The 21810-nt window shown below is 68.3% G+C and carries 21 protein-coding genes; 8 read left to right on the plus strand and 13 right to left on the minus strand.

The window, feature by feature from the left end; genetic code table 11:
• Nucleotides 1–18: 18 nt before the first annotated feature.
• Nucleotides 19–945 carry an alpha/beta fold hydrolase gene (locus tag KEG57_RS49265; protein WP_272427839.1) on the minus strand — a complete coding sequence of 309 codons (927 nt, stop codon included), beginning with the start codon at nt 943–945 and terminating at the stop codon, nt 19–21.
• Between the two features lie 159 nt (nt 946–1104).
• On the opposite strand from KEG57_RS49265, the gene KEG57_RS49270 reads away from it, so the two are divergent.
• Nucleotides 1105–2256: a formin gene (locus KEG57_RS49270; RefSeq protein WP_272427840.1), complete on the plus strand. Its 1152-nt coding sequence runs from the start codon at nt 1105–1107 to the stop codon at nt 2254–2256.
• An 89-nt stretch (nt 2257–2345) separates the two neighbouring features.
• On the opposite strand, the gene KEG57_RS49275 is transcribed toward KEG57_RS49270, so the two are convergent.
• The 9 genes from KEG57_RS49275 to KEG57_RS49315 form a co-directional block, all read right to left on the minus strand.
• Nucleotides 2346–3548: a hemolysin family protein gene (locus KEG57_RS49275; RefSeq protein WP_372518243.1), complete on the minus strand. Its 1203-nt coding sequence runs from the start codon at nt 3546–3548 to the stop codon at nt 2346–2348.
• A gap of 173 nt (nt 3549–3721) precedes the next feature.
• Complete coding sequence (gene truB, locus KEG57_RS49280; protein ID WP_272459836.1) at nt 3722–4807, minus strand: tRNA pseudouridine(55) synthase TruB; 1086 nt, start codon at nt 4805–4807, stop codon at nt 3722–3724.
• A gap of 1 nt (nt 4808) precedes the next feature.
• A complete protein-coding gene (locus tag KEG57_RS49285) occupies nt 4809–6326 on the minus strand; it encodes a lysophospholipid acyltransferase family protein (protein ID WP_272427844.1) in 1518 nt (505 codons plus the stop codon).
• A 14-nt stretch (nt 6327–6340) separates the two neighbouring features.
• Nucleotides 6341–7408 carry an NAD-dependent epimerase/dehydratase family protein gene (locus KEG57_RS49290; RefSeq protein ID WP_272427845.1) on the minus strand — a complete coding sequence of 356 codons (1068 nt, stop codon included), beginning with the start codon at nt 7406–7408 and terminating at the stop codon, nt 6341–6343.
• Between the two features lie 83 nt (nt 7409–7491).
• Nucleotides 7492–8733 carry a hypothetical protein gene (locus KEG57_RS49295; protein ID WP_272427846.1) on the minus strand — a complete coding sequence of 414 codons (1242 nt, stop codon included), beginning with the start codon at nt 8731–8733 and terminating at the stop codon, nt 7492–7494.
• Nucleotides 8734–8804: 71 nt separating this feature from the next.
• Entirely contained in the window at nt 8805–9416 is a 612-nt protein-coding gene (locus KEG57_RS49300) for a GNAT family N-acetyltransferase (RefSeq protein WP_272427847.1), read from the minus strand.
• A complete protein-coding gene (gatA, locus tag KEG57_RS49305; RefSeq protein ID WP_272427848.1) occupies nt 9413–10945 on the minus strand; it encodes an Asp-tRNA(Asn)/Glu-tRNA(Gln) amidotransferase subunit GatA in 1533 nt (510 codons plus the stop codon). Before gatA ends, KEG57_RS49300 begins: the two co-directional genes overlap by 4 nt.
• A gap of 2 nt (nt 10946–10947) precedes the next feature.
• Nucleotides 10948–11265 (minus strand): Asp-tRNA(Asn)/Glu-tRNA(Gln) amidotransferase subunit GatC, encoded by a 318-nt coding sequence (gene gatC / locus KEG57_RS49310; protein WP_272427849.1) that lies wholly within the window; start codon nt 11263–11265, stop codon nt 10948–10950.
• A 97-nt stretch (nt 11266–11362) separates the two neighbouring features.
• Nucleotides 11363–12145 carry an OB-fold protein gene (locus KEG57_RS49315; protein ID WP_272427851.1) on the minus strand — a complete coding sequence of 261 codons (783 nt, stop codon included), beginning with the start codon at nt 12143–12145 and terminating at the stop codon, nt 11363–11365.
• Nucleotides 12146–12208: 63 nt separating this feature from the next.
• On the opposite strand from KEG57_RS49315, the gene KEG57_RS49320 reads away from it, so the two are divergent.
• The 3 genes from KEG57_RS49320 to KEG57_RS49330 all read left to right on the plus strand — a co-directional run bounded on the left by KEG57_RS49320 (nt 12209) and on the right by KEG57_RS49330 (nt 15515).
• Nucleotides 12209–13309, plus strand: coding sequence for a hypothetical protein (locus KEG57_RS49320; RefSeq protein ID WP_272427852.1), 1101 nt, complete (start codon nt 12209–12211; stop codon nt 13307–13309).
• A gap of 169 nt (nt 13310–13478) precedes the next feature.
• On the plus strand, nt 13479–14762 hold the full coding sequence (locus KEG57_RS55355) for a zinc metalloprotease (protein WP_276605289.1): 1284 nt from the start codon (nt 13479–13481) through the stop codon (nt 14760–14762).
• Between the two features lie 342 nt (nt 14763–15104).
• The gene (locus tag KEG57_RS49330; RefSeq protein ID WP_272427853.1) at nt 15105–15515 is read left to right on the plus strand and encodes a hypothetical protein; all 411 of its coding nucleotides are present in this window, start codon (nt 15105–15107) and stop codon (nt 15513–15515) included.
• A 44-nt stretch (nt 15516–15559) separates the two neighbouring features.
• On the opposite strand, the gene KEG57_RS49335 is transcribed toward KEG57_RS49330, so the two are convergent.
• Nucleotides 15560–16438 carry a LysR family transcriptional regulator gene (locus tag KEG57_RS49335; RefSeq protein ID WP_272427854.1) on the minus strand — a complete coding sequence of 293 codons (879 nt, stop codon included), beginning with the start codon at nt 16436–16438 and terminating at the stop codon, nt 15560–15562.
• A 105-nt stretch (nt 16439–16543) separates the two neighbouring features.
• Here KEG57_RS49335 and KEG57_RS49340 point away from each other — a divergent pair, with 105 nt between their 5' ends.
• The 4 genes from KEG57_RS49340 (at nt 16544) to KEG57_RS49355 (ending at nt 19973) form a co-directional block, all read left to right on the plus strand.
• The gene (locus tag KEG57_RS49340) at nt 16544–17383 is read left to right on the plus strand and encodes an oxidoreductase (protein ID WP_272427855.1); all 840 of its coding nucleotides are present in this window, start codon (nt 16544–16546) and stop codon (nt 17381–17383) included.
• A 271-nt stretch (nt 17384–17654) separates the two neighbouring features.
• A complete protein-coding gene (locus KEG57_RS49345) occupies nt 17655–18344 on the plus strand; it encodes a hypothetical protein (protein WP_272427856.1) in 690 nt (229 codons plus the stop codon).
• Between the two features lie 20 nt (nt 18345–18364).
• The gene (locus tag KEG57_RS49350) at nt 18365–19174 is read left to right on the plus strand and encodes a tetratricopeptide repeat protein (protein WP_272427866.1); all 810 of its coding nucleotides are present in this window, start codon (nt 18365–18367) and stop codon (nt 19172–19174) included.
• A 31-nt stretch (nt 19175–19205) separates the two neighbouring features.
• On the plus strand, nt 19206–19973 hold the full coding sequence (locus tag KEG57_RS49355; RefSeq protein ID WP_272427857.1) for an AAA family ATPase: 768 nt from the start codon (nt 19206–19208) through the stop codon (nt 19971–19973).
• On the opposite strand, the gene KEG57_RS49360 is transcribed toward KEG57_RS49355, so the two are convergent.
• Nucleotides 19970–20305, minus strand: a complete 336-nt coding sequence (locus KEG57_RS49360) for a response regulator (RefSeq protein ID WP_272427858.1) — start codon at nt 20303–20305, stop codon at nt 19970–19972. The genes KEG57_RS49355 and KEG57_RS49360 overlap by 4 nt on opposite strands.
• Nucleotides 20306–20338: 33 nt before the next feature.
• Nucleotides 20339–21712 carry an MEDS domain-containing protein gene (locus tag KEG57_RS49365; RefSeq protein WP_272427859.1) on the minus strand — a complete coding sequence of 458 codons (1374 nt, stop codon included), beginning with the start codon at nt 21710–21712 and terminating at the stop codon, nt 20339–20341.
• Between the last annotated feature and the right edge of the window lie 98 nt (nt 21713–21810).

A 21810-nucleotide genomic window follows, 5' to 3' on the forward strand; every position in this document is an offset into this window, starting at 1 on the left:
ATTCAGGCAAATCGAGCTCTAATCGATCGTCGTTCCGCCCGCGCCCGGCGCGGCCTTCGCGAGGAACTTTTCGAGCCGCAAGCTCACGAGCTCGGGGAACTCGACCGCCGTGTAGTGCGTGCCTCCGCGCACGACGTAGAGCTCCGCCCCGGGGATCTGCTTCGCCATTTCCTTCGCGAGCGAGGCCGGCGTCATCGCGTCGCGATCCCCCGTCACGATGAGCGTGGGCACGTCGATCGTGCCGAGCACGTCCGAGGCGTCGTGATCACCGAGCGCGCGGAGGTTGTGGAAATACGCCTCCATGTCGAGCGCGCTGAAGCCCTGGACGAGCTCGTTGAAGACCGCGTCGTCGAGCGACTCGTTCATGACGCCCATGGCCTTGAGCCACCCGAGCGCCTCGGGCACGTCCGCGGCCCTGCGCGTGACCTGCGACGCGAGCGCATGCACGCGGCTGCCGAACTCCACGAGCGAAGGAAGCACGGTCTTCATGCCCGGGAGCGGGCTCACCGTGTCGAGCGGCCGTCCGCTCGTGCCGTTCAGCAGCACGATGCAACGCGCCCGATGTCGCGCCTTTCGGTACGCTTCGAGCACGACCTGGACCCCCATGCTCCAGCCGACGAGCGCCGCGCGCGGCTCGCCTTCGGCATCCAGGATCGCAAGGAGATCCTCGGCGTGACGCGTGATCGCATACGACGCGGGCGAGCCCTCCGGCGGACGCGCGGAGGCGAAGAGGCCGCGGTAGTCCCACGTGAGGAAGCGGTAGCGCCCGCGCAGGTGCTCGATCTGCGCGCTCCACGTGATGTGCTGGCCCCCGAGCCCGTTCGCGAGCAGGACGACGGGCGCTCCCGGATACGGGGATCGGGTGGCGTAGTACGTGATCCGCGTACCGTCCGGCGCCGTGACGGCGCGGGTCTCGACGGCGAGGGGCAGACGCGGAGGAAGCATGCGTTCCGGTAGGTACCACCCCGGCTGCGCGTCGTCGTCGAGAAACCAAGGAAACGCCGGGCTCGGGCTTCCAAGCCCGGGGGAGAATTTCAGCGGGCGCGCCGTTGACACGACGTACGTCGCGCCGGTAACTTGCCCGCTGGTCGCTACGAGGAGCCGATGGCTGCTGAAGACAAGAGCAAGAAACCCAAGATCGATCTGAAGGCGCGGCTCGGGAAGACGAACATCGGGACGCAGGCCGTGCCGCTGCCCGTTCCTGGTCAGTCTCAGCCGCCGCCCTCCGGTTCGGGGAAGTCTCCGAACATCGCTCCGCCGCCCGGGATCTCCCCTGGCATCCCGGTTCCTCCGTTCGCGCAGCCCGCGAAGGCCGTCGCTGCCGCCGCCGAGCCGCCGCCGAAGCCCACCGCCGTCCAGCAGACCATCAAGGTCGAGGTCGGCGAGGAGATCATCAAGGAGCGCGAGAAGGCGAAGAAGCGCCTCATCATGGCCGCCGTCGGCACGGCGCTCCTCGGCATCGCCATCGGCTATCCGGTCGGCGGCGCCGCCGCGCGCAACGAGCGTGGCAAGGCCGTCGTGGCGAACGCCAAGGCCCTCATGACGGACGTGAAGGCCGCCAACGAGAAGATGAAGGAGCTCGAGACGCTCCTCGGCGAAGCGGCGGAGAAGCTCGGCAAGAAAGAGTATCCCGCGGAGCTCGCCGGTCAGCTCGGTGGCATCAACATCCCGTTCGACGCCACGAAGGTCGACGGCGCGAGCATCTCCGGCCTCAATCCGAGCGCGTTGCGGCAGCTCCTCAACTTCACCAAGGGCTGCGAGGAGCTGAACAAGAAGAAGGACAGCTTCAAGAACCTGCTCGAGTTCGCGAAGGCGCCCGTCGAGAAGGCCTGGAAGGAGGAGAAGGAGCCGGTGATGAACTTCTCCGTCCTCTTCCGGTCCGACCAGAAGGGCGTGATCGCGGAGCTCGTGCCGGTCAAGGAGCCCTTCGACCTCGGCAAGGACTGGCCTGCGAACTACGCCGTCCTCAAGCCGGAGCGGACGCAGCAGGGCATGAAGTCCGTCGAGAAGAAGCTGAACCGCTACACGAAGGGCGATCTGCCCGGCAGCGGTGATCCCGTGCTCATTCCCGTCGATCCCGTGACGACGTCCGCGTTCACGAGCCAGGAGGTCATCCGCAACCTGCGCAAGGCCTTCGTCGACATGCGCACGGAGCTCAAGGGCGACGACAGCAACCCCGCGTCCCCGATCACCGGCCTCATCGAGACCGGCGACAACCTGATGACCGCGATTCAAAAGGTCACGCAAGGCGGCTGATCGCCTCTCTCGGGTGATGGAAAGAAAAACGGGGCTCGCGAAAGCGGGCCCCGTTTCGTTTTGTCTCACGACGACGAAGAGAAGGACGCTCAGACCTCGACGCTGCGAGGCTTGACGATCTCGACCTTGCCGATGTGCTGCTCGTCGCAGTCGCGCACGATGAAGCGCAAGCCGTACTTGCTCACGCTCGCGCCGTTCTCGGGCGTCTTGCCGAGGTGCTCCGTCAAGAGCCCTTCGAGCGTGTGCTCCTGCTCCACCGCGCCCTCGCCATCCGGTAGCAAATCCGAGCCGAGGAACGCCGAGAGATCGCGGATCGACACGGCCGCGTCCGCCATCAGCCGGCCGTCGCCGAGATCCTGGATCGGCGGCGCCTCCTCCGCGTCGTGTTCGTCGCGGATGTCGCCGACGATCTCTTCGAGCACGTCCTCCAGCGTCACGATGCCGCTCAGGCCGCCGAACTCGTCCATCACGATCGCGAGGTGCTGCCTGCGTCCGCGCATCTCCTTGAGCAGCGTCGAGAGCGGTTGCGACTCGGCCACGAAGTTCGCCGGGCTGCGCACGATCTCCTGCAGCGACTTGTTCTTCAGGCGATCTTCCTCGAACGCCTTGAACAGGTCCTTCGCGTAGAGGAGCCCCACCACGTTGTCGAGCTGCTCGCGATAGACTGGGTAACGCGAGTGACCACTCTCCGTGACGAGCGCGAGTGTCTTGTCGAGCGGGGTGCTGACCTCGATGGCCTCCACCTTCGAGCGCGGGATCATCACGTCCTTCGCCGTGCGATCCTGGAACTCGAGTACGTTGCGGATCATCTCCGCCGGCTCGCGACCGAAGAGGCCGCTCCGCGCGCCCTCCTCGACGAGCATCTCCACCTCCGCCTCCGTGATGTGCGGATCCGGCGGCTCGCGGGTCTCCTTCGCCGCGATCGACTCGCCGAGCCAGCCGAGCGGGACCGCGAGCGGGAGCATCACGACCTCGAGCGGCCGGAGCCAGCGCGCGGCCATCGGCGCCACGTGGTCGGCGTGCTTGCGGCCGAGCGTGGTGCTCACCTCGAAGAGCGTGCTCGTGACGACCACGGTCACGCCGAAGGCGAGCCACGGCGCCGCCTGCGGGTACAGGGGCGCGAGGAACAGCATCGTGAGGATGGCCGACAGGGTCGTGCTGAGGACCCTGCCGAGCAGGTAACGAGACCGGAGCTTGGCGTCGGCGCTGCGGATGCGCTCGAGTGCCGCTTTTTCCGGTCCTTCCGCCTGCTCGATGAGCGCCGCCAGGCGGGTCTGGGTGAGGCTCGTCAAGGCCGTGTCCGCGCCAGCGAACAAGGCCCCGACGAGCGCCGACGCGATGGCCCCTGCCAAAAGCGCCAGTGGTACGTCGTTTGGACTCAAAACCGAACTCCCTACGCGTCGAATCGTAGCGGACCTTGCTTCCACGGCGCAACCCGCCGCGGTCGCTCGGCAGCTACGGATGGTCAGAGCGGAAAGCGACGTCCAGATACGACGTGCTTTTCCGTCTCGACCTCGCGGCCCGCGGGAACATCCGTGAAGCCGCGTTGAACCACGTACCCATCATGATCCCATTTTCCCACGGCGACCAGACGGCCCTCCGGGGAAAGCCATGCGCTCGTTCCGGATGCTTCAAGCTCGGAAGGTTCGTCCAGACGATCCGCGGGGCTCTCCTGGATTTCCACCTCACGCGGGGGAGGCTCGGAAAAATCCGCGGCGCCGAGGCGTTTGCCCTGGGATGCGCGCACCGCGCCTTCGGCCGTGAGCACGGCTGTGGGTAGGCCCAGACGAACGGCCGCGGCGAGGGGCACCACGGCCGCGCGCAGGGCCTCGCCGGGCGCGTCGAGCACGTTCGCGACGTCGAGCCCGAACGGCCCGCTCCGCGTGCGGCGGAGCGCGCCGAGGTGCGCGGGCACCGTGAGGCCCGCGCCGAGATCACGCGCCAGGGAGCGCACGTAGTAACCCTTGCTCACGTCGAGCGAGACGTCGAGGAACGCGAGCTTCCCCGGTTCGAGGATCCCCGCGCCGCGGAGCTCGATCGCGCGCACCGCGACCGGACGCGCGGGCAACTCCACCACCTCGCCCCGCCGCGCGCGGTCGTAGCTCTTGGCCCCATCGACCTTGATGGCCGAGTACGCCGGCGGCGCTTGCTCGGTTCGCGCGCGCTCGTGATCGAGCGCGGCCATGATCCTGGGCAGAGCCGCGCTCGCGCCTTCCTGCGCGAACCGCGTGATCTCGTCCTCGAGCCACGCCGGCAGCGGCGCCTCGGCCGTCACGGCGCCTTCCGCGTCGAGCGTGTCCGTGCCGCGTCCGAGCACCACGCGCGCCTCGTAGGCCTTGTCGTGCGCGGTGAGGTACGGCCCGAGCTTCGTGGCTTCGCCGAGCAGCATCACGAGCACGCCCGATGCCATCGGATCGAGCGTGCCGGCGTGGCCGATGCGGCGCATGCCGAGGGCGCGTCGCAGCTTGCCGACGACGTCGTGGCTCGTGGGACCTTTGGGTTTGTCGAGGACGAGGACGCCGTGAACGTCCCCGCGATCCTTTGGGCTCATCCTATCCCAGCCAGACCGATCGCCGCTCGGACAGCATCCGGTCGAGCATGCTCTGGATCGACGCGCGCACGCGCTCGGAGAGGCGTCCCACGAGGATCTCGTCGTCCGCCGCCTCGGGGCCGTAGTTGCTCCAGGTGAGCGGCTCGCCGAAGCGGATGCGCCACTTCGTCGGCGCAGGCATGAGGCCGAGCGGGCCGAGTGCGGGGAAGGTCGGTGTGATCGGGAAGTACGGGATGCCCAGGGTCTTCGTCATGTACTCGAAGCGGTAGAGCATCGGGTTCGCCTCTTCGGCGCCCACGATGGCACACGGCACGAGAGGCGTGCGCGTGCGCAGGCAGAGGCGGATGAAGCCGCCGCGGCCGAAGCGCTGGAGGCGGTAACGATCGCGGTAGAGCTTGCCGATGCCCTTCGCGCCCTCCGGGAAGACCGCGACGAGCGCGCCCTTGTTGAGCAGCCGCTCCGCGTTCTCCTGGCAAGCGCGCACCGCGCCGAGGCGGTTCATGAACGTGCCGACGAAGGGCAGGTAGTAGACGAAATCCTCGGCGAGCCAGCGCAGCTCGCGATGCGCCGGATGATCGCGGCGGACGGCGGCGCGGAGCATCGCGCCGTCGTAGGGCAGGGGGCCGCCCGCGTGGTTTGCCACGACGAGACAGCGACCCTCCGTGGGGATGTGATCAACGCCCTCGACCTCGACGCGGAAATACCGCTTCGTCATGAAATCGAGGACGGGCAGGAGCTTCGCCTCGAAGGCCGGATCGAGGCCGAACTCGTCGACCTCCTCGGAGCGGCTCCGCAGGCCCGCGCGTCCCCACTGCTTCGCGTAAAACTCGGGCGAGAGGACCTCGCTCGCCGTGGCCGACTCCGGCACCGAAGCCCGCGGCGCAGGCACGTCGCTGCGCGGCTTGGTCTTGGGCACGTCGCTCTTGCGCGCGACCGGGATCGGCGGGGGCTTCGGCACGTAGGCCGGCTCGTCCGCGCGCTCGCGCCCTTGGCCGATCATCCGGTCGAGGCGGGCTTCGAGGTCGCGGATCTGCTGCTCGATCTCGGCGGCGTTGGTCGCGGTCGCGCCCGCTCCCTCGGCCTCGGTGCGCAGTGTGGCCGGGGGGATGCTCGGGCGGTTGACAGCCTCGGTGGGGCCGATCGGCGCGACGTCGTGCGCCTCGTCGGCGTCGAGGTCGTAGCCGGGCACGAGGTGCGCCGGGGCCTGTGCGTCCTCGTCGAGGTCGGTGCCGAAAGGCAGGGCGGGCGCGATCTCGGCCGCGGCCCACGTGTCCTCGTCGTCCTCGTCGTACTCGTCGTCCTCGTCCTCGGAGGACGCGGGCGCCTCTTCCGCAGCGGGCGTCGGCTCCGCGAAGCGCCGTGGCGCCGCGCGCTCGCCTTCGGCCGGCGGTGCGTCCTTGGGGGCGGCGACGCCGGCGTCGGCGGCGACGAACGCCGCGGCCGCGAGGGGCTTCTTCGGCGCGGCGTCCGCGCGCGTCTCCTTCGTCTCCTTGTTCTTGCGCTTCTGCTTCTTCGCCATGGAAAACCGCCCGCCTAGGCAGGGCTCTCCTGCAGCAGGTTCGCGTCGCGCAGGCGCTGCGCGGCGAGGTAGTCGAGCAGCGCCTCGCGGGTCGTGTAGGCCGGCCTGAAGCCCATCACGCGCGCCGCCTTGTCGCCGTCGGCGACACAGACGTACCTGAGGTACCGCAAAAAGCTCGGCGGCACGGCCGAGGCTTGCGTGATCCAGAGTGCGCCGACGAGCGAGCTCGCGAGCGTGTGCGGCAGCGGCATCGACGAGCGGCCGGCCAGACGCAGCACCATCGACAGCGGCAAGACGCCGTCGGACGCGATGTTGAACGTGCCCGGATGATCCCGATCGAGCGCGAGCTTGAAGGCCGCGAGCGCGTCGACTTCGTGCACGAACTGCCAGAGCGGATCGAAGCCGAGCAGCGTGGGCACGACGCGCATGCCGAGATACCGCGTGACCCAGTTCTGCACCGTCGGCCCGACGATCGGCGCCGTGCGCAGGATCGTGACCACCGTGCCCTTCGACTTCGCGGCGAAGGCGTTGAGCTCACGCTCGGCGGCGATCTTGTCCGCGAAGAACGGCTCGTCCATGTCGGCGCGTAGCGCGTGCCGTTCGGTGAGGAAGTTCGGGTTTGTCGGGTGCGCGCCGTAGAGCATCGTCTGGCTCCACTGCACGAGCTTGCGCAGCCGCACCTGCCGCACGGCGTTGAGCAGGTGCATCGTGCCGACGGACTCGAGCTCGTGCGCCCAGCCCGTCGCGTGCGTCGGCGACGAGAGGAAGCAGAGGTGCACGAGCGTGTCGACCTCCTCGGAGGCGAGGATCTCGGCGACACGATCCTCCGAGGCGGGGTTCGTCAGATCGACCTCGAAGTGTCGCGCCTTCGGGCCGGCCGTGTCGGGCGACTTCACGTCGATCGTCACGATGCGGGCCGTGGCCGGATCTTCTTCTAGGACGCCGACGAGGTTTCGGCCGAGGAAACACGCCGCGCCCGTGAGCGCGACGACGCGCCCGCCCGAGCGGCTCCGCGAGCCCCTCGCCGGCGGGATCGCCGGCTCGCGCGGCTCGCTGTTCGAGTTGTCGATCGGATCTGCCATGCGGAGCGGATTCGACACTACCCGCTCACGCGGAGAGCGCAACACCCGCGTTTTGACAGGCGACGGCAGGTTCGCCCCGAGCGTCACGGCGCCGCGCACGTGGCGCGCACCCACGACACCTCGTCCCCCATCTGAATCCACATGTCCACGTCGGCACCACGCGCCGCCACGGCAAAGCTCGTCGCGTCGGCCACGGGCATCGGGGCCGAGACCGGCGTGCCCTCGGCGTCGAGGACCACCGCGTACGCCACCTTCCGCGCCACGCCGCAGCCGAGCGGGGCGAGGTAAGCCGCGAACACGCCGCGCTCCAGGGGTCGGAGCGCGCCCGAGATCGGCGGGGCGTGCGCGCGCACCTCGGAGGCTTCCTTGCCGACCCGCTCGAACCGGAGCTTGCCGCCCTCCTTCGCGCAGCCCTCCTCGTCGATGGCGGCCCCGTACACGAGCGCGATCGGCTGCGCCGCCACGGTCGCGTCGACCATGCCGAACGGCGCCGGCACGCGCCCGATCGCGCGCGGCGCGCCGCCGTCCACAGCTTCCCAGAACACGAGCTCCTGCCCTTCGAGCAGGGCCGCGACCACGCTGCCGTCCGCGCCGGCATCCTTCCCGGCCGGCGCCTCGACCCGCGCGAGGCACGACGGACGCGCGTCGCTCTCGGGCATGTCCGGAACGAACTCGATCCGTTTCCACGACGACGCCGGCTCGTTCGGCGCGCCCACCCAGAGATCGGCGCCCGCGGCCGCGACGTTGCCGAGGCGCGTCGTGAGCAGCGCGCATCGCGACGAGCCGCACGCGAGGTCGATCGCGTCGAACCGATCGCCCTCGCCGAGCGGCGTCGCGTGGTCGCCCTGGTGCACGAACACGCGCGCGAGCTTGTCGTCGCCCTGCTCGCTGTACGCCGTGAGCCACGCGCCTGCGTCGGTATGCGCGAGCCGCGGCATGGCCTCGGCGTCGAACCAGGGCAGCGGCGTCGCCCCCTTGCTCTCGCCCTCCGCGTCGAGGATGAGCCCGGCGACCCCGGTGAGCCGCGGCGGCGTCTCTTTCTCGTCCGCGTCGGCGACGACGAGCGTCCCGATCGCGCGCGGCGCGGCGACGAACCGCGTCGAGGCGGCGACCTTCGCGCGGACGAGCGGCGCGCGCATCTCGCAGCCCTCGGGGAGCGCGATTCCCGGGATCCCCGGCCCGATCCGGGCGGGCTTGAAGACCCAGGGCGCGGGAGGCGGCAAGAGCTCGTCCTTGGGGATCGGGATCGGCGCGGGCGGACCCGCGTCGGCCTTCGTGTCCTTGTCCTTGGGCGTGCAACGATCGCAGCCCGTCAGAAAGAGCAAGGTTACGAGGAGGAGCGCCTCTGCTCCCCTCTCCCGAGAGGGAGAGGGGCTGGGGGTGAGGGAGTTTTTCACTACAGCACCCGACGCAGCACCGGATACGGCTCGAGCCCGCCCACTTCCTCGAACCCGTTCGCCTCGAACGCGCCCATCGGCCCGGTCCAGAGCTCCTCGTCGTTCACCGGCTCCTTCGGCCGGCGCGGCAAGGCCTCGAGCACGCGCGCGCCGAACCTGTCCTTCGCGTACGAAACGGCGCCCGCGACGAGCGTCTTCGCCACGCCCTGCTTGCGGAAGCTCGGATGCACGAGCGTGCAGCCGAGGAGGAACACGCCCTGCCGATCCCCCTGAAACGCCGGGAGCTGCTTGTAAAACCGACGCTCGTACGCCTTGCGCATCACGGCCGCGGGCGTGACCTTGAGCCAGCCGACGAGCGTCTGCGTGCCCGCGTCGTCCTCGTGGATCGCCACGATCCCCTTCGCCTCGTCGCCGCTCGCCTCGAGTGCGCCGAAGAACGCCGATGCGTTCTCCTCGGGGGCGTTCGCGCAGCGGTCGAGCCATTCGTTGTTCGTCCCGTCGAAATGCCAGAACCGGCAAAAACACGGCGACGAGGCTGCCTTGAAGAGCTCCCGCAACCCGGACGCGTGCTCGGGCCCCGCGGGGGCCGTGACGAGGCGAGGAGAGCTCATGCTTCGGAGACCTTGGGACGTAGGCCGCGCGCCGGCGAGATCCCTTCCCACGCCGCGGCGAGCGCGCAGAGCCGCGCCTCTTCGAGCGGCGGGCCTATGAGCTGCAGGCCCACGGGAAGCGATGGGACGCCGTCCGCCGCGGGCGTGGGCGCGCACGGGACGCTCAGCGCGGGCACGCCCGCGAGGCTCGCGGGCAACGTGTAGATGTCGGCGAGGTACATCGCGAGCGGGTCGTCGACGCGCTCGCCGAGCGGGAAGGCCACCGTCGGCGAGACCGGCGCCGCGATCACGTCGACCTCGCGGAACGCCTCCTCGAAGTCGCGTCGGATCAGCGTCCGGACGCGCTGGGCACGCAGGTAATACGCATCGTAGTAGCCCGACGAGAGCACGTAGGTCCCGAGCACGATGCGCCGCGCGACCTCGCGGCCGAAGCCTTCGCCGCGCGTCTTCGCATACAGCGCGCCCAGGCTCTCCGCGCCTTCCGCCCGTGCGCCGAACCGCACGCCGTCGTACCGCGAAAGGTTCGACGACGCCTCCGCCGTCGCGAGCACGTAATACGTGGCCACCGCGTACCGCGTATGCGGCAAGCGCACCGGCCGAAGCTCACAACCGAGCGACGCGAGCCCGGCCAGCGCCTCGCGTACGCTCTTCTCGACGGCCGGCTCAATCCCCTCGGCCAAATACTCCTCGGGCACGCCGATCCGCATCCCCCGCACGTCGCGTCCGCAGGCCTCCTCGTACGCTGCGACGGGCGCGCTAAGGCTCGTCTGGTCGTGCGGGTCGCGCCCCGCGATCACGCCGAGCAGCCGCGCCGCCGAGCGCACGTCGGCCGCGAAGGGCCCGACCTGATCGAGGCTCGACGCGAACGCGATGAGCCCGTACCTCGACACGCGCCCATACGTCGGCTTGATCCCGACCGTCCCCGTGAGCGCGGCGGGCTGGCGGATGCTGCCGCCCGTATCCGATCCGAGCGCGCCAAGCGCGAGCCCCGCCGCCACACAAACCGCGCTCCCGCCCGACGAGCCGCCCGGGATGCGCGACGGATCCCAGGGGTTTTTCGCCGGGAAAAACGCGCTGTTTTCGTTCGACGAGCCCATCGCGAACTCGTCCATGTTCGTCTTGCCGACGAGCACCGCGTCGGCCTCGCGCAGGCGCGCGACCACCGTCGCGTCGTAGGGCGGCCGGAAGCCGCGCCGCGGATCGAGCGTCGCCTCACCCTTCGAGGGAGGCCGGAGCAGGATCCGCGATCCGGCCGTGGTCGGCGCGTCGCGCGTGCAGAGCGCGTCCTTGATGCCGATGGGCACGCCGGCGAGCGGCCCCAGCGCTTCGCCGCGCGCGCGCTTTTGATCGACGGCCCGCGCGGCCGCGATCGCCTCCTCGGCTTGCACCGTCAGAAAGGCCCCGAGCGCGCCGTCGCGCCGTGTGATGCGATCGAGGCTGGCCTTCGTGACCTCCTCGGCCGAGACCTCGCCGCGCGTGACGAGGCCGGCGAGCTCCGGGATCGAGCGATCGAGCACCGTCGCGTCCATGATCAATCCTCTTCCACGAAGCCCGGCACCGCGAACCCATCCATCGACGTCCGCGGCGCCTCGCGGAGCGCGACCTCGTGCGGCAGGCTCTCGTGCGGCTCGTCCGCGCGGAGCGGCGCGCGACCGAGCTCGACATGCGCCGTCGGCTCGATTCCCGTCACGTCGAGCTCTTCGAGCTGCTGGACGTACGCGAGGATACGGCCGAGATCCCCGGTCAAACGTCGGATCTCGGCGTCCGGGAGATCGAGGTTGGCGAGGCGAGCGAGCGAGCGGACCTCGTCCTCGGCGATGGGGGCAGATCCTTCGGGCGCGCGGGTCATCGTTGCCGGATGTAGCACGGGGCAGCGGCGGCGGAAGCTCGAGCGGACGCGGAAGCGGAAGCGGCATTCCGATCGGAATGCCGCCCATTTCGAGGTTTCACGGTGCGAGGCTCGGCACGTCATTCTCCCAGCGCATGCGCGCGAGCGCCGAGGAGAACTCCACCGCGAGCCGCGGCGTCAGGCCCTCGTAGGTCAGGTGGCACGCGGTCGTATCCACGCTGATCATGCGCCCCGCGCGCTCCTGCGCCGGCAAGCTCGCCGTCTTCGCGCGCCAGGCCTCGAAGCCGGCCGGGCTCCCGCACACGAGCGCTGCTTGCTCCGCGCCGAGCACGAGGCGCGCGCCGAGCTCCTCGCGGTCCTGCTCGCACGTCCCGCGCCCGAGCGCCTTCGTCACGACCCGGCAGGCCTTGATCTGCGTGTTCACCACGCACCCTTCGAGCTCGACGTGTTTGTCGAATTTCACGACCTTGCCCACCACGTCGAGTGAATCCTCGGCCTTGAGCGCCGCGACCTCGGCCGCCTCGCTCTCCCGCACCAAACACCGCACGGACGGCGCGTCGGGCCTCGCCTCCTTGGGCATCGTCACCACCACGTTTGCCCCGTCCTTCACGACCTCGCCGAGCTTGCCTCGGACGAGCACGTGTTTGCCTTTGAATCGCTCGTCCGCGCGCGCCGCGCTCGCCTCGTAGGCGTCGAGCAGCTCCACGTGGGACACTTCGACCTCGGGCGGATTCGTCCGGACGGAAGGGGTCAGGGGCGGCGGGGCCGCGCTCGCGGAGGCTGCGGCGGCTCCTTCGCGCGAGGCATTGTCGGAGCGGGAGCAGGAGACGACCCCGAAGGCCACGAGAGCGACCCAGAACCACGAGCATCGGCGCGCCATGGCGCGACAGGCTACGAGGTCCGCGCGCGCGAGACAACCGGTGGTAAGGTCCCCGGGCCCTCGATGTCCGCCGCTCCCCCCCGCTCGAAGCTCCGCGCCGCATTCCTTTTCGTCGCGAAGCTCGCGCTCGTCGGCGTGGGACTCCTCGTGACCTCCTTTGCCGCTCCGCCAGCCTGGATCCACGTCCTCGGCGGCTCCCTCGTGGCCCTCGCGCTCGTCGTCGTCCTGAGCCGCGCGAAAGGCCGGCGCATCGTCACCGCCTTCGGCCTGCTCGCGACAGCGCCTCTCCTCGTGTTCGCCGCGAAGCTCGGCATGGATGCGCGCATCACGTCCGCGCCGCTCGGCTGCGCTTGTAGCTATTGCCTCGGCGATTGGGACCTCGCGGGCCTGGCCTTCTGGCCATTCCAGCAACCGGATGGATGGTTCGCCTTCCTCGCGCCGTTCACGTTTCCCCTCGTCGGCGCGCTCGGCGCGCTCGTCCCCCTCTTGCTCGTCCGCGCGCGTGTTTCCTTTTCTCGACGCATTCGCGCGGGGGGAGGCCTCGTTCTCCGCGCCGGAAGCCTCGCGTCCATGGCGCTCGCCGCGGCGCTGCTCGTCCACGGGTTCGTCCACGCGGCGCGGTATCCAGCGGCCGACACGTATCTTCCTTCGCTTCCGGAAGCGGGCCTCCTCCCGCCTGCGCTGGGCAAACCCACGGAGGTGCTCGACTACCGTGTGAGCAAATTTCCCGCGATCCTGGACGTTTACAAGGACCACGTGGATGGGCTCTCCATCGAGCGATCTTGCAATGTCCTGGGAAGCCTGTGCGAATTCAGCATCGGCGGCCAGCGGACCTGCCAGAACCTCGTCGAGCGGAGCGCCGCGGTGACCCTCCGGCGCGACGCGGCGCACGATTTCATCACCATCGACGACGGCTCGCACCGATTCGCGTTTCGTGGAGGAACGCTCATTCACGTCACCACGAACGACATCGCTGACGCCGTGAGCCCCGCGCGCGGGTGGCTTGTCGTGGGTTGTCTGGGCATGCTGCTCGCTGGTTGGCTCGCGGTGCGGAGGCGCCGCGCCGAGGAACGCCTCGACGCGGCTGCGCTCGACGTGCTCGCGGCCGCCGCCGCGTGGATCGGCATTGCGCCGCTCCTCGCGACGCTGCCGTTGCCGTTTTGATGTCCGAAGGCCCACGCCCCCCTATCTCGCCGCCCCTCCTGAAAAATTCCACGCATGACGCGCGGCGCCAATCGATCATCTATGCGCCGGACGCCGGCTTCCGTTGATGCGACCCGCACGGGTCTGATAGTTTTCCCGCCTGTCGCTTCCCTGAAGAAGGAGGGATTTCATGAAACGAGTCCATCACATGGTGGCCCTTGGGGGCCTGTTCTTCGGAGCTGCTTCGATGGGCGCCGGTTGCGCCGTGGAGGCGCCCGACGGCGCGGAAGGGAACATCGACGACAATTTCATCGATCCGGCCACGCTTCCCGGGCGCGCGTGTGGCGTCAAGAACCTCCCCGCAGACGAGCTGCTGCGCGTCGAAGCCGAGTTCGAGCAAATCAAGGTGGTGCGTCCGGCGAACGCCTTCACCGGCCCGGTCACGATCCCCGTCTACTTCCACGTGATCAACAAGGGCACGGGCGTCGCGAACGGCGACGTCCCGCAGAGCCAGATCGACTCGCAGATCGCGGTGCTCAACGCCGCGTACGCGAGCGCCGGGTTCAAGTTCCAGCTCATGTCCGTCGACCGGACGACGAACGCGACCTGGTACACGATGGCCCCGGACACGACGACCGAGACAAACGCCAAGACCGCGCTCCGCAAGGGCGGCGCGAACGCGCTCAACATCTACACGGCGAACCCCGGCGGCGGCCTGCTCGGCTGGGCGACGTTCCCCTCGTGGTACAGCGGCGCGCCCAGCGACGACGGCGTCGTGCTCCTCTACTCCTCTGTCCCCGGCGGGACCTCGACGCCCTACAACGAGGGCGACACCGGCACGCACGAGGTCGGCCACTGGCTCGGCCTCTACCACACGTTCCAGGGCGGCTGCGCGTCGCCGGGCGACTCGGTCTCGGACACGCCGCCCGAGGCCTCTGCGGCCAGCGGCTGTCCGACGAACCGCGACACCTGCTCCGGCGGCGGGCTGGACCCGATCAAGAACTTCATGGATTACACCGATGACGCGTGCATGAACACGTTCTCGGCGGGCCAGATCACCCGTATGCAGAGCCAGTGGGACACGTACCGCGCCTCCGGGTCCCCGCCGCCGCCGCCTCCGCCGCCGCCGCCGTCCGGCACGTGCGCGCATGACAAGTGCGTCGCCGGCGCGGCGCTGGCGTCGAACTGTGACTCGGTCGTCCAGACTGTCTGCGCCACCGACGCCTATTGCTGCACCACGACCTGGGACAGCCAATGCGTGGAAGAGGTGTATACCATCGGCGGCAGCGACGCGTGTTACAAGGGCTCGTGCGCGCATAACGTGTGCACGTCCGGCACCAAGCTCACCAAGGGCTGCGATTCGCTGGGCATCGTGACGGCCGTCTGCAACAACGATGCTTACTGCTGCAGCACGAGCTGGGACAGCGTCTGCGTGGGCAAAGTCGAATCCGTCGCCGGCTATTCCTGCAACTGAAACGGCGAAACGGATGCCCGTGGGATTGCGCGCCGTGCTCGCGCGGCGCGCAATCCTCGCATCATTGATCCGGGCCGGCCACCGCGCAGCCCATATCCATTGCAGCGACGCCGTCGATGACGTGCTGCGCAACGGTCACGGGAGCATCGGCCCCCATTGAGCGCCCTCGCGAGAGCGCAGAAAAATCCATGATTGGCGTCTCGAGCGCGCCATGGGTCTGCCGAACGTGTTGACATCGTCGTGGGCGGAAGCGACCATCGCACCGTGCATGCAACCGAAGCCGCGGCTCTCCCACAACGACCTCTCGGGAACGCGTTCGAGCGCGGCGGAGGCATGGACGGCATGAGGACCCATGAGATCGGGCGACACTCGCTCATCTACGGGGATGACGACGTGTCCACCATGATCTACCGCGGCCGCGTCTCGTACACCGAGATGCGCGAGATTCTCGCGACGGAGGATCTTTCGAACGTGCCCGACGTCGTGCTCCTGATCTGCGACATTCGCGCATTCGGGGGGATGGACAGCGAGACGCGGCGCCTCGGCGCGACGAACCCCAAGCCCGCAAAGCGGTATTTCACGGCATACATCGGCGCCGGCTTCAGCCTGCGGGTCTTCGTCAACATGTGGAATCGGGCAACGAACTTCATCCACGGCGAGAAGTACGTCTCCGGTTTCTTCGATGACGAGGTGTCCGCGCGGGCGTGGCTTGTGGCGCAAAAGGAGGCGTTCGAGTGCGGGGAGGCGCGCTGAACGGGAATGGGCCTCCGGCCTGACGTACGAACTTTACCAGCCGGTCATCTACGCAAAGGCAGCGCCGCGAGAAATGCCCGCAGGGACGGCGATTTTTCGTTCGCGCGCCAGACAGCGTCGATGTGGACATCGGCGGTGAGCTCATCGACGCGCACGGCCGAAAGGTCGCCCGGCAGCTCGTACCCCTTGTAGATTGGCTTGAGGAGGAGGCCGACGCCCTCTTTGACGAGCGCCACCCCCATGGGTGGCTGCGCGACGTGGTAAACGACGCGCGGCGCGAAACCCGCTCGATTGCACTGGTCCATGAGCCAGTCGTACATGCGCGGACCGAGGTCCCGCGCGAAGAACAAGAGGCGCTCCTCGGCCAGATCGCCGAGCGCGACGCGCTCCTCTTTCGCCAGCCGGTGCGTACGAGGCACGATGACGCACCACACGCCGGTGGCGACGCGGCGGCGCGCGAGGCTCGGCTGCTCGACCCGATGCGCGGTGAAACCGAAGTCCAGCGTGCGCTCGACGAGGCCTGCGGCAATCTCGTCGCTGGCGACGTCGCTGAGGATGAGCTCGATCTCCGGATGCCGCTCGGCCATGACGCCGAGCGCCTTCGCGACGGCGGGAAGATTGAGGTACGGGTTGTACCCGATGCGCAAGCGCTGCGACGCCCTGAGCCCCGCCTCGCGCGTCTCCCTCGACGTTTGATCCAGGTCGGCGAGGGTTCGCCGCGCCCCGGCGACGAACACGTCGCCGGCTTCCGTCAGGCGGACGAGCCTGCGCGTGCGATCGACGAGCCGCACATCGAGCTCCGCCTCGAGCTGCGCGAGCTGCTCGCTCAGCGTGGGCTGGGTGATGGCGAGCCTGCGCGCGGCGCGCCGGAAATGCAGCTCCTCCGCGATGGCGACGATCGCTCGGAGATGGCGGAGCTCCATGGTCCCCCGTTGATTGGCACGGCCTATCAGAAACTTCAAGCTTCCGATTGGCGGCCAGCGCCCGCCTCGCGGCATGGTCCACCCATCGATCACCGAGGAGAGATCATGACGAAGAGATGGTTCATCACAGGGGTCTCCACCGGCTTTGGCCGTTCGCTCGCCGTGGCCGCTTTGCAGCGCGGAGATCACGTCGCGGGGACGCTGCGTCGGCGCGAGCAGCTTGCGGAGTTCGAGGCGCTGGCCCCCGGGCGGGCGCTCGCGTTCGAGGCCGACGTGACCCGCGAAGGCGAGGTGCAGCGCGCGGTGAGCGGCGCCATCGCCGCGCTCGGCCACGTCGATGTCCTCGTGAACAATGCAGGCTATGGCGCCCTTGGCGCCGTCGAGGAGCTCTCGGAAGAACAGACGCAGCGGCAGCTCGAGGTCAATTTGCACGGCGCCCTCCGCGTCACGCGCGCCTTCCTGCCGCACATGCGAGCGCGGCGCGCGGGTCGAATCCTGCAAATCAGCAGCGTCGCCGGGCAGGTCGGCAGCCCCGGGCTCGGTATCTACAACGCGAGCAAGTGGGCCCTCGAGGGCTTTTCGGAGGCGCTCCAGGCCGAGGTCAAGGGGCTGGGAATCCGGGTGGTGATCATCGAGCCGGGAGCATTCCGCACCGACTGGGCTGGACGGTCGATGGATTACGGCGCTCCTATCGAAGACTATGCGGCGACAGCAGGATACGTGCGGAAGCTCCTCGGCCAGTTCCATGGGAAGCAACCGGGGGATCCCGACAAGGCAGCCCGTTTGATGCTGGAACTCGCCGACATGGAGGACCCGCCGCTGCGCGTGGCATTCGGCGCCGACGCTTTCAAGACCATCAAGCAAAAGCTGGAAGCGCAGCTTGCCGAGCTCCTTTCGTGGGAGGCGAAATCGACATCACTCGCCTTCGACGCCCCCGCGAAGTAAGGCGCTCCGGCACGATCCGGCCTACGTCCTCGGGCAAGGGGCCGGGGTCCTCCCTCCCGTCCCCTGCGCCCCCCCGAGCCATCGCCCGCGCCTTTGCCCCCCGGGTATCCTCGCGGGCGAACGTCCTCTCATCGAGGGTTGGGGGGCATGGTTTTTCCCACCCCACCTCGATGACCGGGTAGCATCCTCCGCAAGCGGGGGGGGCGAACTCATGCGCAAGGCAGGCGCGAGGGGTCGGCGGCTTGTGGGGGCGGCATTGTTCGCTACGTGCATGGCTGTGGGCGTGGTGCCGATGGGATGCGGGGCGAGCGACGAGTACGCCTCCGTGCCCGAGCCCCCGACGGAGGGGTCGCTCCCGGCGAGCACGGTCCGCGCGCTTCAAGCGTGCGCAGAGAAGCATGCGGGGCGGCTCCAGCGCCACGCGTACGAGATCGAGTTCCAGGTCGAGCTCCGGGGCGACCGGGTCTCCGAGGTGAAGCCCAAGGGCCCGCGGCTCGACGACGCCGGCCTCGAGCAGTGCATGATGGATGCGCTGCGGACGATGACGGACGCAGGGTACTCGCCGAACCCCGACGAGCTGATCTCGCGCGGCGGCCTCTTGCCTGCGCGAGGCCTGCTGGCGAACGTCTCGGTGATCTCCCAGCTCATCCGGCTCGTCCCGGTGGTCGTCTCGGCGTCCGGCGTGACGATCGTGGTGGGCGTCGCGGTCCTGGTCGTGGCGGCGGCGGTTTCCTTGCCGAAGCAGAGGAAGCCGACCAAGGCGCAGTGCGACAAGGAGTGGGAGGAGGCAAGGAAGAATTGCAGGGAGCAGCTGAAGTTCCCGGGCCGCAAATGGGGGCGCGGCATGACGGGAGGCTACACGGACGTGGAGGACTGTGCGAAGGGCCTCGTCTCCGAGCCTTGCAAGGGTAACGAAGTCGATCATGGAAACAACATCCCTCGGCCGGGAAGGAGATACTGATGAGTGAAAATTTGGACCGTGTGATCAGGAACATCAAATATCGTATTCGCAAGGATGATCCGACCGGGTTTGAGGATGCAATCCGGCTCGTCGAGCAGTATCCCGAGGACCCGCATGCTTGGGATACGGTTGCGTACGCTCACGAGGCAAGGAAGGATTATCCGGCCGCGATCGCAGCCATCTCGCGGGCGATAGAACTCAACCCCAAGGACCCCGCGCTGTTCTTCGATCGAGGCGAATACGCGCTCCAAACAGGCGACCACGAGCGCGCCGTGGCCGACTTCGGTCAAGGGCTCATCCTCTGTGACGAGCCCAGATGGGAATACTTGCGCGAGGTACTCCACTTCCTGCGCGCCGAGGCCTTCGTCCACTTGGGCAAAAAGGCCGAAGCGCTGGCCGACCTTTCGCACGTGCGGGATGATTATAGGTTCTGGACGACCGAGCTCCGGTCGAAAGCAGACCTCCTGGTGATGTGCGGGGAAAGCGTGCCGCCGCCCAAGGAGCAGGAGCAGGAGGAGGAGCCGCCTGTAACGTCGCCGGTCATGTCCGAAACTCCCGACGAAGAGGAGGCCGCGCTCGCGAAGGAGCTCGGTGAGGCCGGTCTCGCGGCCGTCGATGCGGCGCTGCTCAAGCAGGTCATCTATCGGTACCAGAAGGCGGCACGCGTGATCGTTGACGCGCTCGATTTCGGTCGTTATCCGCTCGACGACACCCATGTCCGTCTCTTCGCCCGCCGGTTGATCGCCCTCGCGGAGTCCGGGGCCATCGTAGCGAGGGGAAATCTCCTCAACCCGCGGCGCAGCGAGGTAGGGCTGCCCGAGAAGCCTTGAGCTCGGGCGTCCGGTTCAAATGAGGGAACACATGAATCGACGCAAATCCACCAAGCGACCTCCTCCGGAAGGTTTTCTTCGCGCCGTCAAGCTCCTGCGCGATCGCGTCCTCGACCCGGACGCATATCCCTACAGCATCCCGGCCCTTCGCTCGCTCGATACCCTCGAGTTTCACCCCAGGGTGACGTTCTTCGTGGGGGAGAACGGCTCGGGCAAGTCCACAATCCTCGAAGCCGTGGCGGTGCTGCTCGGGTTCAACGCGGAAGGAGGCACGAGGAACTTCAGCTTCGCCACGCGCCACTCCGAGTCCGCGCTCCATCAAGCGTTCCGGCCGGTTCGCAACGCGCGGCGCGAGCGGGCCGGTTTTTTCCTCCGCGCCGAGAGCATCTACAATGTCGCCACCTATATCGAGGACCTGGGTATTCAACAGTGGTACGGCGGCCGCTCGCTCCACGAGCGATCCCACGGTGAAGCGTTCCTGACGCTCGTCGAGGAGAAGTTTCTCCCCGAGGGTCTGTACCTCCTCGACGAACCCGAAGCCGCGCTCTCTCCGTCGAGGCAGCTTCGCTTCCTGGGGCACCTCCACGTGCTCGCCCAGGCAGGCGCTCAATTCATCATCGCGACGCATTCACCGATTCTGCTCGCCTACCCCCATGCGCTCCTTTATGAGCTCTCGGAGAACGGCATCGCCGCGGTCCAGTACGAGGACACGGAGCATTACCGCCTCACCCGGGACTTTTTGTTGCATCGTGATCGCTTTTTTCGAGCATTGTTCAAAGAAGACACCGAAGAAAGTTAACAATACTCCTCGAGGAACGCGAGCAGCGCGTCGACGTCGACCGGCTTGCTCAAGAACCCGTTCGGGCAGAGCGCGCGGACGCGATTGCTGTTCGCTCCGGCCGTCAGGACGACGACGGGAATCCTCGAAAGCGCCGGATGCTGGCGTTGCTCCGCGAGGAACCCGAAACCATCCATGATGGGCATCATCATGTCGAGCAAAATGACGCAGGGCGCCTCGTTCTCCGCGAGATACGAGAGCGCCGCGCGCCCATTACAAGCCGTCACCACGTGATACCCCTCGTCCACGAGGAGCGTCTCCAGGGCCTCGACATTCTGTTGGTCGTCGAACACGCAATCCTCCTCGACGGCGGGCTGCCCTGCGGGTCAATCCGATTCCACCGGAACGCGCGGCAGCGTCACGCGGAAGGTCGACCCTGCTCCAGGCTTGCTCTCGAGGTCGAGCGTGCCACGGAACGCGTCCACGATCTTGCGCACGATCCAGAGCCCAAGGCCGAACCCGCCGCGGTGGTGCTCCGTCGGGGAGAGCTGGACGAATCGATCGAAGATCCGGCCCTGATCCTGCGGTGCGATCCCGGGGCCATGGTCGCGCACCGACACGACGGCATGCCCGTCCTCTTCGGTCACGGTGACTTCGATCGGCGCTCCAGGCGCATACTTGATTGCATTCGAAAGGATGTTCACCAGCACCTGCTCGACCCGCAGCCGGTCCCAGATGCCCGTGATCGGCGCGTCGGCGCGCAGCGAGAGCGTGCAGCCTGCCTTGTCCAGGTTCTCGGAGAAACGCTCGGCGGTCATTCGTGCGATGTCGGAGAGGTCCACCTCCTCGGGCGTGAGCGCGAGCTGACCGGACAAGGCGCGCGAGAAGTCGAGGAGATAATTCACGAGTTTCTCCAGCCTGCCGCACTCCGCCTTGGCCTTCATCAGCCGCTCGGCGAGCTGCCCCGCCGAGCATGTCCCTTTCGCGCCGGCCCGCAGCAGGCTCTCGATATAGAGCTGCAGCGAGGTGAGCGGCGTCTTCAGCTCGTGGGAGGCGACCGAGATGAAGTCTTCTCGCATTCGCAGCGCCTCCTCGAGTTGCGCCGTGCGCTGGCGGACGCGCTCCTCGAGCTCCTCGTTGAGCTGGCGAAGCTCCTCTTTGGCGAGCTTGAGCGACGAGCTCTCGATGAGCTCCCATTGGTCGGCGCGTCGGGTGAGCGCGAACTGATGGCTCCGCACGACGCCGATGACGCTGTCGGAGTTGCATCGGCCGAGGGAGTAAGCGCAGAGGCCGACGATCTGGTGCCCCCGAAACGCCCCGGTCAGCTTCGCCTCGTAGTCGGCGAAGCTCTTCCAGTCGCATACTTCGAGAAAGGACGTGTTTCCGCTCGCCCGCAGCCCCGAATAGCCATTCCGGAGCGCGATGTCTTGCCGCTCGATCCACATCTTATGGAGGGTCTCGGTTTTGAGCCCCCCGGTCTTCAGGTACCAGTCGCGATAATCGATGATCTCGAGCTGACCACTGCGCTCGAGCGCGTCGATGTTGGGCACGGCCGCCCTGAGCAGGTCGCGCGCCTGGTAGGCGCGGAGCGGATCGGCCGTGACCCAGACACACTGCGCGTTCCCACGGATGCCCGCGAGGAAATAGGGAACGAGCGCGTCGGCGAGATCCCGCTGTGAATCATAGAACTGGCAAAAATGCGTGCCCCAAGGGAGAACACCGATTGCCGGGATACCGCTGTCAACGCCCGCTGCTACCATGATCCAATACTCCCCCTGCGTTCTGGCTGGCGATGCGAGAAGGAGGATGCAAGCGAAGGCCGCGCGATTTTCATTTCGATGCTGGCGATCGTGCTCGA

This window comes from Polyangium jinanense, assembly GCF_028435365.1.